The sequence below is a fragment of the Olsenella massiliensis genome (assembly GCF_001457795.1).
Lineage (GTDB): Bacteria > Actinomycetota > Coriobacteriia > Coriobacteriales > Atopobiaceae > Olsenella_F > Olsenella_F massiliensis.
Genome location: NZ_LN898210.1, coordinates 67,042 through 81,646, shown reverse-complemented (window position 1 = coordinate 81,646; position 14,605 = coordinate 67,042). Strand labels below are relative to the sequence as shown.

Sequence of the window (14,605 nt, the reverse complement as noted above, 5' to 3'; positions counted from 1 at the left end):
TATATACTTTTTGGTATGTTTTTGCATTAGCAGGAGTATTGACAAGTTCATTGAATGTAGGCCAGTTAAGGAGCGTGCCATGCAGCGTCAAAGGTTCTCGAATCGTGCCCAGATGATCATCACCGGCGTAGCCGCCACGGGAATCGCCTTCGCCATCTCTGGGCCGGTCATGGCCCTCGCGGAGACGACCGATCCCGCCGTGGCGCCCGAGCCCGCAGCCGTCGTCCAGCCTGCCCCCGCCGAGCAGGTTGCCCCCGAAGAGGCGCCTGACGCCACTCCCGTTGCGGCGGAGGACGCCACCGCAGACGAGAGCGCCCAGCTTGCCGCTCCCGCGCCCGCAGCGCCCGTCGCAAGCCCCGCCCCCGCCCCGGCAAACAGCTCCGTCGTCCTCACCGGCGACATGAAGATAAATGACGACACCTCTCATGTCTCCTTCCCCGAGTCAAACGCCGGCGATACCGTGTCCGTCCAGGCTGACCTCCTGGTTCAGCCCATCAAGGACCAGATTCAGGGCATTGCCGACGACTATGCCGCCCGGCTTCAGAACTATGGTGTAACGTACGGCGACATCAAGCTCACGGACGAGAAGGGGAATCCCGGCGTCACGAGCAGCTTCACCGCCGAGTTCACCCTGCCCGAGGGCATGAAGTTCGGCACGGGCGAGACCGTCCTCATGGGCAGCAAGATGTACAAGGTCACGAAGGTCGTCACCTCCGGCAACGTGCGCACCGTCACGATGGAGCTTGACAACCCCGGCCAGTACGCCACGTTCCAGGACCTCTATGACACACTGATCAACAAGGAGTCCTCAAACCTCAGCCTCACCTTTGACGCCGTGACGGTGGACCCCGGCCTGCACACCATCAAGGGCACCATCACGGGCAAGTTCTTCAGCACCGCCACGGTCACCCTCTACGGTCACTCCGCATCCCATGAGTTCAAGTTTGACTGGACCGCCAAGCAGGATCCGAACACCTGGGACAAGGCCAACGGCTCCTACGACCCCAGCACCATCACGGTCACCGTCAAGACGAACGCTCCCAAGCCCGAGGAGAAGACCGAGGACACGAAGCCGGAGGACACGAAGGAGGTCGCAAAGCCCAAGCACATGGCCAAGGAGATTCCGCAGACCTCTGACGCCTCGGCCGGCCCGGCGGCCCTGCTCGCCCTTGCCTCCGCTGGCATCCTGTCGCTGTTCGGCGCCGCAAAGCTGCGCAAGCAGGACTAGCGTCTCTGGCGCGTCATATCAGCTGTTCTGACGAGAGAGGTGCCGTGGCAGCCGCCGCGGCGCCTCTCGTTTTGTACACACACTGAGGCGGGCACGCGGCGGCGCGCCCAAGGTTATGCAAAGTAGCCCCTTTTGTTCTGTAACGTCACCCCTTTTCGACCGCTCCGCCCTCCCGCGCCCCTTGCCCCTCTCAGACGACCCACTCCCCTACAATGGGCACATGACATCCCCCATCGTTTGACGGGAGCACCCATGGCTCACCTCAGGCTCGGCCGGACCCTCGTGCTTGCCAACCCAACCGCCCGCAGCGGCAAGGGAGCGACCGCCGCCACCTTCGTCCAGCGCTTCTTTGAGTCCTACGCCTCCATCACCACCTCGTTTGACCTCGTTTTGACTGAGCGCCGAGGGCACGCCACGCAGCTCGCGACAAGGACTCAGGACGTTGATACCCTTGTCGTCCTAGGGGGCGACGGCATCATCCACGAGGCCGTGGGCGGCGTCATGACCCTTCCGCGTCATAGCCGTCCCACCCTCGCCGTCATTCCCATGGGCTCGGGTAACGACTTTGCGCGCACCCTGCACGCCGCCATAAACGACGCCGAGACGGCTCTCGCGCAGATCGTCTCGGGAAAACGTCGCCATATTGACCTCGGGTTGGTCACAAGCGACGCAGGCGAGGCCGCCTACGTGGCGCAGACGTTGTCGTTTGGCCTCGATGCCGCCATCGCACTTGACACCACCAGAAGGCGCGAGGCCAACACGCGACAGAGGGGGTCGGCCCTCTTTGCCACCTCTGGCCTCAAGATATTCTCGTCAGGGTCGCAAGGGTACCCTGCGCGCCTCTCCATCGACGGGGGCGCGCCCCAGGAGCTGCAGACCCTGGTGATGGCCATCCAGAACGGCCCCAGCTACGGAGGCGGCTTTCGCGTCTGCCCTGACGCCGTGCCCACGGACGGCCTGCTTGACATCTGTTACAACGTGCTCGTCCCCAGCACGCCACGCCTGCTGGCCCTCTTTGCCCTCGCGCGCGTGGGCAAACATGCGTCCTCTTCCGCCGTGCGCTTTGGTCGCCTGACACGCGCCCACGTGGAGTTCGTGGGAGAGGAACCCCCCTGTCAGGTGGACGGCGAGCCGCTTTTGGGCCGCAGTTTTGACGTACGGGTGCTGCCTGACGCCCTTGACGTCATCGCCCCCGCCGTCTGCCCCTGGTAGCGCCCTTCCCTGCCCGACGTGCAAAAGAGCGGGGCACCCGGACGATCCGGATGCCCCGTCGCATGACTTCTCACGGCGTTCGTGCGCTTGCGCGGCGGACTGACGACCTGGGCCCGGCAACTTGGCCTGGCGGCCTGAATCCTGCGCGGTCGTCGGCCTCTACTTGGCAGCCGCCTGGAGCGCCGCCTTGACCTCGGCGGCCGTCTTGAGCGTCATGACCTTTGCGGTGAGGGCGTCCGCCTCCTCCTTGGTCCACTCGCTGATCGTGCGACGCGTCGCCAGGATGGACGGCGCGCTCACCGAGAACTCGCCCAGGCCAAACGACAGCAGCACGGGAATGAGCAGCGGGTCAGCAGCGGCCTCGCCGCACATGCCCACCAGGATGCCCTTCTTGTTGCCCTCCTCGATGATGCGCTTGAGCGAGCGCAGCACGGCAGGCTGGTAGACCTCGTAGAGATAGGCCACGCGGTCGTTGCCGCGGTCGGCGCACATGGTGTAGCCGATGAGGTCGTTGGTGCCAATGGAGAAGAAGTCGCACTCCGCGGCCAGGTCGTCGGCGATGAGCGAGGCGGCGGGCGTCTCGATCATGGTGCCGACCTCGATGTCCTTGTTATACGAGATTCCACGCTGGTCAAGGTCAAGCTTGCACTCCTCGATGAGCGCCTTGGCCTTGCGGACCTCCTCAAGGGAGGTCACCAGGGGCAGCATGATCTTGATGTCGCCAAAGGCGGAGGCGCGCAGCAGGGCCGTGAGCTGGACCTTGTACTGGTCGGGGTTGTTCAGGCAGTAGCGCACCGCACGGAACCCCATGAAGGGGTTCTCCTCCTTCCGGAGATTGAGGTACGGAATCTCCTTGTCGCCGCCCACGTCGAGCGTGCGAATGATGATGGGCTGACCCTTGAGGCGCAGGGCGACCTTCTGATAGGCGGCAAACTGCTCGTCCTCGCTCGGGAGCTCCTTGGCGTCCATGAAGAGGAACTCTGAGCGGAAGAGCCCCACGCCCTCGGCGTCGTGCTCGGCGGCGACGTTGGCGTCGTCGGGGTTTCCTATGTTGGCCACGAGGAGCTTCTCGTCGCCGTCGGCCGTGACGGTCCTCTTGCCGCGATACGCCTCAAGGGCCGCCTTGTCCTCCGCGTAGGCGCGCGCCTTGCCACGATAGAGCTCAAGCTCCTCCTTGGTGGGCGTGACGATGACGGAGCCGGCGGTGCCGTCCACGATGACCATGTCGCCGGTCTTGATGTTCGTGGTGACGTCGGCGACCGAGAGGACGGCAGGAATCTCCAGCGCGCGGGCGATGATGGCGGAGTGGGACGTGCGACCGCCCGTCTCGGTGACGATGCCCGCCACGTTCTCCTTGTCGATGTCGGCGGTCATCGAGGGGGTGAGCTCGGACACGACGACGATCGAGTTCTCGGGCAGCGTCGAGAGGTCCACCACCTGCTTGCCCAAGAGGTCGGCGAGCAGGCCGGTCTTGACGTCAGCGACGTCGGCGGCGCGCTCGCGGAAGAGCTCGTCCTCCATCTGAGAGAACATCGTGTAGTACTGGTCATAGGCCTCGCTCACGGCCTGCTCGGCGCACATGCCGGCGTCGATGGAGCCGCTGACCATCTCCTTGATGCCCTCGTCCTGGGCAAACTCGATGTGAGCGCCCATGATGAGTGCGGCCTCCTCGCCGATGGAGACGACCATGCGCTCGATCTGCGCGTTGGTCTGCTCGACGAACTTGGCCAGCGCCGCCTCGTAGCGCTCCTTCTCCTTCTGGGCGTCCTTTGGCTTGGTCGGGGTGAACGAGAGGTCTGGCGCTACGGCCACCTGCGCGACGCCGATGCCGAAGCCGTCGGATGCGTTGACTCCTTTGTACATGAGACCCTCCTGTCGAAGATTGCCTGGAACGCCATACATGTCGTGCTATGAGCGCGATCTTGCGGGACCGCGATGATGCCCGTGCAGAGCCCTACCTCCCCTGTCCTTCGATGACCTTGGTGAGGGCGGCGTAGACCTTGTCGATGGTGGGGCGCTTGGCGATGCTCTTGCTCGCGGCGGTTGCCGTGCCGCAGGCGGAGGCAAAGCGCAGCGCCTCCTCGTACGTCGCGCCCTCCTGCGTCTTCGCCACGAACCCCGCGACCATGGAGTCGCCGGCGCCCGTGGCGTTGACCAGGCGAATCTTTGCGGTGGGAACGATGTGGACCTCGCCGTTCTCGTCAAGGAGGAGAGACCCGTGGCCGCCGCAGGAGACGATCACGTTCTGCGCTCCGCGCTTCTGCAGCTCCTGGGCGTACGGCACGCACTCCTCAGGGGTCTCGGGGCGGGCGTCAAAGATGCGACCGACCTCGTGGTTGTTGGGCTTGATGAGGAAGGGGCGGGACGGGAGCGACTCAAGCAGGAGGTTGCCGGGCGCGTCAACGACGAAGCGCACGCCGCGACCCTCAAGGCGCTTCATGATGACGTCGTACATGTCCTCGGGCAGGGACTTGGGAATGGAGCCCGTGAGCACGAGCGTGTCGCCCGCGCCGATGTAGTCGATGCGCTCGAGCAGCTCGTCCACCTTCCTCTCGGAGATGCGGGGGCCCATGCCGTTGACCATGGTCATGACGATGCCGTTGAGCTTGACGTTGATGCGCGTGAATCCGTGGTCCAGGCGGACGAAGTTGGAGGCCACGCCGTTCTTCTGCATCGTCTTGACCAGATAGTCGCCCGTGAAGCCGGCCACGATGCCAAAGGCGATGTTGGCGACCTTGATCTCGTTGAGGAGCGTGGAGACGTTGATGCCGTTGCCGCCGACGTAGAGCTCCTCGGTGGACGAACGGTTGGTAAAGCCCATGTCAAGCGTGAGGGGATGCATCACATAGTCGATGGCAGGATTTAGCGTGACGGTGTAAATCAACGTGAGCTCCTTCCGAGGACAGCATACATGCAATTATGCTCCACCCAAGGGTAGCGTATCGTCCACAAGAGCGGAAACGTTGGCCAGGTCTCGCGCAGCGGCAGCATCGGGGCGACCGGCGTTTCGATTCAGGGCTACCAACGTTTCGATCCAGGGATACCAACGTTTCGATCCAGGGCGACCGGCGTTCAGGCGCCACAAAAACCCGCCCGTCCCTAGGGGCGGGCGGGCGCTCACGTGTGGTGCTCCCTAGGCGATTCGAACGCCTGACCTACGGTTTAGAAGACCGACGCTCTATCCAGCTGAGCTAAGGGAGCGAGCGTCGTCATCATAGCACGAAGCAACCGAACTCTGACGCACGGGACGGCCGCCCTCCGCGCATGATCTTGGCGTCATCCCTCACGGTCGCCCCTCGACACGTGGGGCGCCGTCATGCCACGGATGACACGATCAGCTGCATGCGACCCTCAAGCTGCAGGGACCCATGACCTGCGGGGACGACGAAGTGATCGCCCTTCTCGACCTCGTGACCGGAGGCAACCCCCTCGCCCTCGATGACGCTCGCGCAGTAAAAGCGCTGCGGCGCCAGCATGGCGGTCGCGCCGTCCACGCGCACGCGCCACACCTTGTAGCGCGGGCAGGACTCCAGCAGCGTGACGCCGCCCAGCTCGGGCCTCGTGATGGTGCCGGAGGTGATGGGCGGCAGGGCGTAGTCGATGACGTCGAGCGCCTGGGACAGGTGAAGCTCCCGCCTGGTGCCGTCGTCCTGGACGCGGTCGTAGTCATAGACGCGATAAGTGACGTCGGAGGACTGCTGGGTCTCGAGGATGAGCGTTCCCCCCTTGATGGCATGGAGGGTCCCCGGGGCAATCTGGAAGAAGTCTCCCGCGTGCACGGGAAGCTCGTTGACCAGCTCCTCCCAGCGCCCCTCGTCCATGAGCCGCTCGCACTCCTCGCGCGAGACGGCGCGCTGCCCCACGACGATCGTGGCGCCAGGCTCGGCATGCAGCACGTACCAGCACTCCATCTTGCCCAGGGAGCCTCCCTCGTGCCTTGCCGCGTAGACGTCGTCGGGATGAACCTGGATGGAGAGGTCCTCGTTGGCGTCGATGATCTTCACGAGCAGGGGAAACTGTCCCTCCGGCGTCCCCCCAAAGAGCTCGGGGCGCTCGTCCCACAGCTCAGAGAGCAGACGGCCCGCAAAGGCGCCGATCTTCACCTGGCAGTCGCCGTGAGGGTGGGCCGAGATGGCCCAGCACTCGCCGATGGGGCCTGCGGGCAGGTCGTAGCCAAAGTCAGTCTCAAGTCGGCGCCCGCCCCAGATCTTCTCATGGAAGACGGGCTCCATGAAGATGAGGTCTCGCAGGGGGTCCCTCTCCTGGTTGTCGCCAAACAGCTCGCTGTTCATGGTCTGCCTCCAAACGTCGTGATCGCCAGGATTCGGGCGACAGGGTCACATGCGCTGCGAACGTGGCCCAAACGCCCCATGTCTTCCGTCCCGGTACACGCTATCGTAAATGGCGATGATGGTCTTTGCGTCGGTGATGAGACCCCTCTCGACGGCGGCAAGGGCGACGTCGAGCGGAACCCAGCACACGTCCACGAACTCCCCCTCGTCAGGATGGGCCACCGGAGCGCCGTCCGACTCGCCTGCGGTCGTGGGCGCGTGCGGACCCACCGCCCTGAACACGCGAGTCGTCTCGTCGCTGAAGCCGGGGGAGCCCACCGAGGTCGCCACGAGCTCCAGCGAGCTCGCCGTAAGGCCCGTCTCCTCAAAGAGCTCCCGGGCCGCGCAGGCGCGCGGGTCCTCGTTCGGGTCAAGCTTGCCGGCCGGGATCTCCAAAGTCATGGCGGCAAGGGCCACGCGCCACTGGCGCACGAGACAGATGCGGCCGTCACGCACCACGCAGACGCCCGCGCCCCCATGGTGTCGCGCGACCTCGCGAACGGACGAACTGCCGTCCGGCAGGGACACGTCAAGGAGCTCCGCCGAGAAGATCGACCCCTCCCAGGCGGTCCGACGTCGCGCGACCTCCTCCCTGAGCCGCTCGTCAGGAGCAAGAAGCCCGCGCAGGCGCGCCAGGCCCACCTCGACGTCGCCTCTGTTTCCTGTCAGGTCGCCCATGAGCTCACCTCCATGATTCCCGTCATGCCAGAAACGTCCGCGTCGCGCGGCCTCAAGTCAAATCGATGCTCAGCCTGATGTCATCCAGCAGCGCCGCCGTGCAGATGGAGTCATCCAGCGTCATGAGGGGGGACTCCGTCACGCCCTCGCGCATCAGGGACGTGAAGTGACGTATCTCCCCATAGAAGTCATCCACCTCATAGGGCGTCTCGATGCGCCGAGGCTGCTTGCCCCAGAGCGCCAGGGAGGCCGCCTGCGGGCGATGGAGGTCCTCCACGACCAGTGTGCCGAGGCTGCCCACCACCGTAAGCGCACGAGGCGTTGCGCGGTCAAACGCGCACTCCAGTCGCAGGTCGATGCCCCCCCACTCCAGGCGCGCGTCCACGTAGACGTCGATGGCGTCCACGCGACGGCAGTCGACGTGCCTAAGGCGGGGCCTCTCACCCAGGATTTCCTCGATCCACGAGGCGCAGTAGACGCCGCAGTCCAACAGCACGCCCGACCCCGGGCCGGGCGTCAGATGATAGCTGCCCGTGCCGCGCAGGCTGGCGAGGACGTCGTTGCAGAGCGACGCGCTCACATACGAGATGTCGCCTAGCTCGTCAAGGGCGTCGAGCAAGGGCTCATGAAGGGGCACGAAGCGGGGCTTCATGGCCTCCATGAACAGGACGCCCCGCCCACGCGCCAGGCTGGCCACGCGGGACATGTCCGCGGCCGTAAGCATGGCGGGCTTCTCGCACAGGACCGCCTTGCCCGCCTCGATGGCCCTGAGGGCCCAGGGAAGGTGCAGCGCATGGGGAAGCGACAGGTAGATGGCATCGATGTCGGGGTCGGCGAGCAGCGCCTCGTGGCTGCCGTAGGCACGGGCGCCCGGCGCGCAGGGCTGCTCGGCAAGAAACGCCTGCGCCCGCTCGCGCGTGCGTCGGCTCGCGGCGACGAGCTCGGCTCCCTCGACCTTCGAGAGGCTTCGGGCAAAACGGCGCGCGATGGTGCCGGCGCCGAGGATGCCAAAGCGAATCATGGGACAGGTCCTTTCGTGGCCGGCTGCGACGGCGCGGCGTCATCGGTCCCCGAGGGGCATGCGGGAGGAGACGCTCACCTGCATCCTACGACAACGTGCAGGCAAGGTCACGTGCGCCGCGGCAGAGGGGCCCTACCCAACCGGCGCCCCCAGCCGCTCGGCCGTCGCACGTCCTGCTTACGGCTCTCCGTAGCCAAAACACGACATTTGTTTCAAAAGGTCGGCGGAAAAGGCTCTATTTTGAAACGTTCGTCGTGTTTTGGCTAAGGGGGAGCACGTGTCGGCACGGCACCGCAGGCAACGACGCAAGGCGCCCGCCACAACTCGACGCAAGGCGCCGCCACACCTCGACACGGAGCGTCGCCACACCTTGACACTTCTGTGAAGATGGGTCCGCATGGCGCGCCCTGACAGCCTGACTTCCCCGTCATGGGTAGAATGAACATTGTTCAAGTCGTGGGACGCGGAACTGGAAAAGCCCCCACGACCAGGACCCCGCGCCCTCCCGGACAAGACGCCTGCGGCCTTCTTGTACGCCATACGCTGCAGTGCGTACAAGCTCTTGCATGTGCCCAGCTCAGATCGGCCGTCATGGAGCAATCCGAGACCCGAGGCCCTGTCGTTTTGCATCTGTCCCGCTCGTTTGCAAAGGAGTGCCCATGATCACGAACCCACACGACGCCGCCAACGTCCCCAACAGGCACACGCCCTCTGTTGCCGACGTCGCCGAGGCCGTCTTTGACATCCTCTACCTGGCGTTTGACCTCGTGGCCGGCATCGTGTTTTTTGCGGGCGCGGCAGGGCGTCCCGTCTTTGTGCTCTTTGGCCTGCTCACCTTCCTTCTGGGGGCGGGAGACGCCTTTCATCTGGTGCCGCGCGTCATGCGAGCCCTGCATGGCAGCGACGAGCGCACGGAGGCGCGCCTGGGCCTGGGCCTGCAGGTGTCGTCCATCACGATGACGGTCTTCTACGTGCTGCTGTACTACATCTGGCGCGCGCTCTTTCCCCAGACGTCGCTTCCCCTTGCCGTGCCCGTCATCATCTGGGTGACGGCACTGGCGCGCATCGCCGTATGCCTGAGCCCAAGCAACAATTGGCAGCATGCCGAGGGCAACGCCCGCCTGTCCGCGCTGCGAAACGGGATCTTTGCGCTGACGGGCCTGGTTCTCATCGCCCTCTTTGCCCTCAGCGGCGACGCGGGCGGCCTGGGCCTGTGGCGCATGTCCCTTGCCATCGCGATCAGCTTTGCCTGCTACGTGCCCGTGACGATCTGGAGCCGCAGCCATCCGCAGGTGGGCATGCTCATGATTCCCAAGACCTGCGCCTACGTCTGGATGATTGCCATGGGGCTGCAGCTCATGGTGCGTGTGGCCTGACGACGGCTCAGGACAAGGGCCGCCAGCGCGTGACATGACGAGAAATGTGGAGCGTCAGCCTAAGACGACACCCTGAGGGCAATATCAGGTATCGTTAGGACTTCGCACCCTCAGCTTCCGTGCCCGGACGCCACGTGCGGCACTGAGACGCGCGGGCGCGGACCCTGCGACATGCCCAGCGTCTGCGCCGCCCGCCATCCAAGCCTTTGAGATTGGGATTTGCATGAACGATCAGCCTACCGCCACAACCGACCGTGGCCACGGGGCACCTTCCCTCAGCTTTGCCTCGCTCGGCCTCTCGGACGAAATGCTCGCCACCGTGGACGACCTTGGCTACGAGCGCCCCTCGCCCGTGCAGGCGGCGTCGATTCCCCTGGTGCTCGCCGGACGCGACGTCATGGCGGCAGCCCAGACCGGCACGGGAAAGACGGCGGCCTTCCTGCTGCCCACGCTCGACCGGCTCCCCCCCGCCTCGACCGGTCCCGCCCCCAGCGTGCTGGTGATCACGCCCACGCGCGAGCTTGCCCAGCAGATTGACGAGACCGCGCGCGTCATCTGCGCCCGCAGCTCCCACACCACGGTCGTCCTCGTGGGCGGCGTGAGCTATGGCCCGCAGCGCCGCGCCCTGCATGAGGGATGCGACCTGTTGGTGGCGACGCCGGGGCGCCTCATAGACCTCATCGACCAGGGCGACGCTGACCTCTCGCATATTCAGGTCCTCGTGCTTGACGAGGCTGACCGCATGCTTGACATGGGCTTTCTGCCCTCGGTCCGGCGCATCGTGGGACGCTGCCCCGCGCAGCGGCAGACCCTGCTCTTCTCCGCGACGCTCTCAGATGACGTGCTGAGGACCACGAGCTCGCTCGTGCGCAACCCCGTGCGCGTGGAGATCGCCCCCAAGGGGACGGCGGCCGAAAACGTGCAGCAATACGCCCTGGCCGTCGCCCCCAAGGCCAAGAACGACCTTCTTGCCCAGCTCCTCAGGCAGGAGGGCAGCGCCCGCGTGATCGTCTTCTGCCGCGGCAAGCATCGTGCTGACGGCATCTGTCGCCGTCTGCGCAAGCGAGGCTTCTCGTGCGCGCCCATCCATGGCAATCGTAACCAGAACCAGCGCGAGCGCGCACTGGCGGCCTTCCGCGCCGGCGAGATTGACGTCCTCGTGGCGACGGACGTGCTGGCGCGCGGCATCGACATCCCCGAGGTCTCCTACGTCGTGAACTTTGACGTGCCGGGCGACGCCGAGGACTACATCCATCGCATCGGCCGCACCGGTCGCGCCGGCATGGCGGGATGGGCGCTGACGCTGGTGACCGAGGACGACTATCTTGACCTTCGCGACGCCGAGCAGCTCATGGGGCGCGTGGTGCCTGACTTCCCCCGCGCCGCCGCGCTCGACGCGGGCGACGCCGCGCTCAGGACCTTCCTGGACCCGCGACGCGACCCCGCGGAGAGGCTTCCCGGCAAGAAGGCGCGCAAGAAGATGGCCGAGAGGCGCCTGGCAAAGCGCGAGGACGCGGCCGCGGGCGACGGCAGGGAGGCGGGCGGGGCGCGTGCGACGGCCCCCCGCGTCGGGCGAGCCTTCGCCGACCGCCAGGCCCAGGGCACGCCCGGCAAAAAGAGAGGCGAGCGTCACCCACACGGCACCGCGAAGGCGGGCTCGAACAAGCCCGCAAAGGGGGCAAGGGGAGGCTCCGCCGCACGGGCGAAGGACAAGACCGCCTCAGGGCGCGACGCGACGCCGCCTCGCAAGGGCACGGACGGGACGAGAAAGGCCCGGCGCAAGTCGGACGTGTCGTCACATCGCCATGTCAGGGCAGAGTACGGACCCGGCAACAAGCCGTCAGGGCTTCCCCGCCCCACCGGCAGGCGCCGCCCCGGCGACCGCGGCAAGGCCCGCTAGACACCCCCGGACGCGGACGCGTCGTCGGCCCGCCACGGGGCCGCGCCTACCTCCCGCAGCGGGCGCGACAGCTGGGACAGGCGGCCATGCCGCCGAGCGCCGTCTCGCGCAGCTCGAAGGGAAGGCTCTGCCCCACCCTGCGCATGGCCTCGACCGTCTCGTCAAGCGGCGCCGTCGCCCTGACGCCCGCCAGGGCCATCTGAGCCGCCACGAGCGCGTTCGTGGCGCCGGCGGCGTTGCGCTTTTGGCAGGGGTCCTCCACCAGCCCCCCCACGGGGTCGCAGACCAGCCCGAGCATGGTGGTGAGGGCGATGGACGCGGCCGTGAGGCAGCTCTCGGGGTCCCCTCCCAGCAGTTGGGCCGCCGCGGCGGCGGCCATGGCGCTCGCCGTTCCCATCTCCGCCTGACAGCCACCCTCGGCACCGGAGACCGTCGCGTTGCGCGAGACCACGTAGCCCACGGCGGCGGCGCACGCAAGGGCGTCGCGCAGGGCCGAAGCGCCGAGCTCCAGACTCTCATCCAGAGCCATGAGCACGCCCGGAAGGACGCCGCAGGAGCCGGCCGTGGGGGCGGCGACGATGCGCCCCATGGAAGCGTTTGTCTCGAGCGCGGCCATGGCATACGCGGCGGCGCGGGAGGGGACGTTGTCGAACACCGCCCCCAGCGCCGAGCCGCGGCCGGACGTGAGGGTGACGGAGCGCGCCTCGCCGCCGATGAGGCCTCCCATGGAGCTGACCTCACCTTCCAGAGCCGCGCCGGCGGAGCGAGCCATGACGCTCATGACCCTGTCGAGGTAGCGCACGACGGCGCCGCGCGAGCCGCCGCGCAGGGCCTGGAGGACCTCCTCCCTATAGAGAAAGGCCTCCCCCAGCCCCAGGTCGCGCTCGCGGGCGAGGGCGAGCAGGGACGCCGCGTCGGGAACGTCCACGCTGGGGTAGAGGCGCTCGGCCTCGTCCGCGTCCAGGGACCCGGAATCGTCCGACGGGACGGCAGGCGCGCCCTGCGCCGCCATGAAGATGATGCGGCGCACCTCGGGATGGGCGATGATCTCGTCCTTGACCGCCTCCGACACGTCCTCGTCGACCTCGAGCACGTTAAACGCCTCGCCGCCCCTGCGCGAGCGGCAGAGGTTGACGGAGCCGATGTTGATGCCCTCTCGACCCAGCACGCCCGTGATGAATCCCAGCACGCCAGGAACGTCGTGCTGAAAGACGATGAACGAGTTGTGGTCCCCGGCAATCTCGACGCGATTGCCGTCTATCCTCGTCAGGCGCGCCTGGCCGCCGCCGACGGACTCACCGCGCGCCACGACCGTCTGGCCCAAGCCGTCCGTCATGCTCACGTCGACGGTGTTGGGATGGTCCACCTTGGTCTCGAGGTCAAGACGGAACGACACGTCCAGGCCGGCCGCGCGAGCCAAGGCGAAGGAGTCCCTGATGCGCATGTCGTCGGGGGCAAGCCCCAAAAGGCCCGCCACGAGGGCGCGGTCCGTGCCGTGCCCGCGATACGTGCGCGCGAAGGAGCCAAAGAGCGTGAAGCTCGCGCTGCGAGGGGCGTCGTCAAGAAGCTGTCGCGCCATGGACGCGATGCGCAACGCGCCGGCGGTATGCGAGGACGAGGGCCCCACCATGATGGGGCCAAGCACGTCCTCAAGCCTGAGGTCAGCCATGTCGTCCTCCTGCACGAAAACGGGGCCGAAGACCCTGCCCATAGACGTCCTGCCCGCCATGACGCGCCCATCGTACGCCAGAGGCCCGTAGAGCGGCGCCGGCAGGACCGACCGTCACGCCATCGCCAGAAGACGCCCGCGACGAGGACGGCACGGCGCCCGGCCCCGTTGACGAGGGGTCGGGCGCGACGCCGTGGGCGGTCTGGGAAGTGGTGCGCATCTGCCCGAAGGCGTCAGGCGTGATACTCGTAGAAGCCCTTGCCCGCGTTGACGCCCGTCTCGCCGGCGTCAATCTTCTCCTTGAGCAGCTTCACGATGCGATGCTCCACCGTGGAGGGGTCTTTGGCCTTGGGGTTCATGGAGGCGATGTTGTAGGCCGTCACGAGACCGACGACGTCAAGGATGCGGAAGGGGCCGGCAGGCGCGCCCGTGCCGAGGGTCCAGGCGCGATCGATGTCCTCGACGCTGCCCACCCCGTTGGCCCATAGGTACTGCGCGGCGCTCAGGAGGGGGACGAGCATGGAGTTAAGCAGATAGCCCGGCTGCTCCTTGAGCACGCGCAGGGGAATCATGCGGATGGCCGCGGTAAACTCGACGACCTCCTCAAAGTGCGCCTTGTCGGTGCCCGCATGCGCCATGACCTCGCCGGTGGGGTTGCGCCAGATCTCGTTGGCAAAGTGCAGGGCGAGGAACTTCTCGGGCCTGCCCGTGGCGGCGGCGAAGCTGCTGGGCAGGAGCGTGGACGAGTTGGTAACGACGACCGTCTTCTGAGGCAGGTGGCGCGCAAGCTCCGTATAGAAGTCAGTCTTGGCCTTTGGGTCCTCCGCCACGGCCTCGATGACGAGGTCGGCGTCGCCAAAGGCCTCGTCCCAGCTGGTCGTGAGCCTCAGGTTGGCGTAGGCGGCCTCGACGCTCTCCTTGGCGGCGTCGCAGGCCTCGGGCGTCACATCCTCCTTGGCGAGGAGCCCGTAGGCATAGGCGGCGGGATCGGTCTTCATGGCCTCGAGGGTGTCGAGGTAGATGGTGCGCAGGCGGTCGATCTTGGGCCGGGCGCGACCGACGGAGGCCTCGGAGCGCAGCCAGATGGTGACGTTGAAGCCCTGATAGGCGCTCTGGAAGGCAATCTGGCTCCCCAGGATTCCCCCGCCGGCGACAGTGATGTTAGAAAAGCCCATGAGAAGGACTCCTTT

The 14,605-nt window shown here is 66.7% G+C and carries 11 protein-coding genes and 1 tRNA gene; 4 read left to right on the top strand and 8 right to left on the bottom strand.

The window, feature by feature from the left end; genetic code table 11:
- Positions 1 to 79 precede the first annotated feature (79 nt).
- Together BN3001_RS02495 and BN3001_RS02490 are read left to right on the top strand one after the other, a co-directional pair.
- Positions 80 to 1,228: a hypothetical protein gene (locus tag BN3001_RS02495; RefSeq protein WP_058270250.1), complete on the top strand. Its 1,149-nt coding sequence runs from the start codon at positions 80 to 82 to the stop codon at positions 1,226 to 1,228.
- A gap of 252 nt (positions 1,229 to 1,480) precedes the next feature.
- Positions 1,481 to 2,440, top strand: a complete 960-nt coding sequence (locus tag BN3001_RS02490) for a diacylglycerol/lipid kinase family protein (RefSeq protein WP_058270249.1) — start codon at positions 1,481 to 1,483, stop codon at positions 2,438 to 2,440.
- A 159-nt stretch (positions 2,441 to 2,599) separates the two neighbouring features.
- Here BN3001_RS02490 and ptsP read toward each other — a convergent pair whose 3' ends face one another.
- The 6 genes from ptsP to BN3001_RS02460 all read right to left on the bottom strand — a co-directional run bounded on the left by ptsP (position 2,600) and on the right by BN3001_RS02460 (position 8,470).
- Positions 2,600 to 4,303 (bottom strand): phosphoenolpyruvate--protein phosphotransferase, encoded by a 1,704-nt coding sequence (gene ptsP, locus BN3001_RS02485; RefSeq protein WP_058270248.1) that lies wholly within the window; start codon positions 4,301 to 4,303, stop codon positions 2,600 to 2,602.
- A gap of 91 nt (positions 4,304 to 4,394) precedes the next feature.
- Positions 4,395 to 5,324, bottom strand: a complete 930-nt coding sequence (pfkB, locus tag BN3001_RS02480; protein WP_058270247.1) for a 1-phosphofructokinase — start codon at positions 5,322 to 5,324, stop codon at positions 4,395 to 4,397.
- A gap of 240 nt (positions 5,325 to 5,564) precedes the next feature.
- Positions 5,565 to 5,641, bottom strand: a tRNA-Arg gene (locus BN3001_RS02475).
- Between the two features lie 113 nt (positions 5,642 to 5,754).
- Positions 5,755 to 6,732 carry a type I phosphomannose isomerase catalytic subunit gene (locus BN3001_RS02470; RefSeq protein ID WP_058270246.1) on the bottom strand — a complete coding sequence of 326 codons (978 nt, stop codon included), beginning with the start codon at positions 6,730 to 6,732 and terminating at the stop codon, positions 5,755 to 5,757.
- 45 nt (positions 6,733 to 6,777) lie between these two features.
- A complete protein-coding gene (locus BN3001_RS02465) occupies positions 6,778 to 7,449 on the bottom strand; it encodes an NUDIX hydrolase (RefSeq protein ID WP_082629933.1) in 672 nt (223 codons plus the stop codon).
- A 52-nt stretch (positions 7,450 to 7,501) separates the two neighbouring features.
- Positions 7,502 to 8,470, bottom strand: coding sequence for a Gfo/Idh/MocA family protein (locus tag BN3001_RS02460; protein WP_058270245.1), 969 nt, complete (start codon positions 8,468 to 8,470; stop codon positions 7,502 to 7,504).
- A gap of 659 nt (positions 8,471 to 9,129) precedes the next feature.
- On the opposite strand from BN3001_RS02460, the gene BN3001_RS02455 reads away from it, so the two are divergent.
- Positions 9,130 to 9,846, top strand: coding sequence for a hypothetical protein (locus BN3001_RS02455; protein ID WP_058270244.1), 717 nt, complete (start codon positions 9,130 to 9,132; stop codon positions 9,844 to 9,846).
- A 223-nt stretch (positions 9,847 to 10,069) separates the two neighbouring features.
- The gene (locus BN3001_RS02450; RefSeq protein ID WP_082629932.1) at positions 10,070 to 11,746 is read left to right on the top strand and encodes a DEAD/DEAH box helicase; all 1,677 of its coding nucleotides are present in this window, start codon (positions 10,070 to 10,072) and stop codon (positions 11,744 to 11,746) included.
- Between the two features lie 46 nt (positions 11,747 to 11,792).
- On the opposite strand, the gene sdaAA is transcribed toward BN3001_RS02450, so the two are convergent.
- Positions 11,793 to 13,415: an L-serine ammonia-lyase, iron-sulfur-dependent, subunit alpha gene (sdaAA, locus tag BN3001_RS02445; RefSeq protein ID WP_058270521.1), complete on the bottom strand. Its 1,623-nt coding sequence runs from the start codon at positions 13,413 to 13,415 to the stop codon at positions 11,793 to 11,795.
- A gap of 233 nt (positions 13,416 to 13,648) precedes the next feature.
- Positions 13,649 to 14,590, bottom strand: a complete 942-nt coding sequence (locus tag BN3001_RS02440) for a 3-hydroxyacyl-CoA dehydrogenase (protein WP_058270243.1) — start codon at positions 14,588 to 14,590, stop codon at positions 13,649 to 13,651.
- Positions 14,591 to 14,605 lie beyond the last annotated feature (15 nt).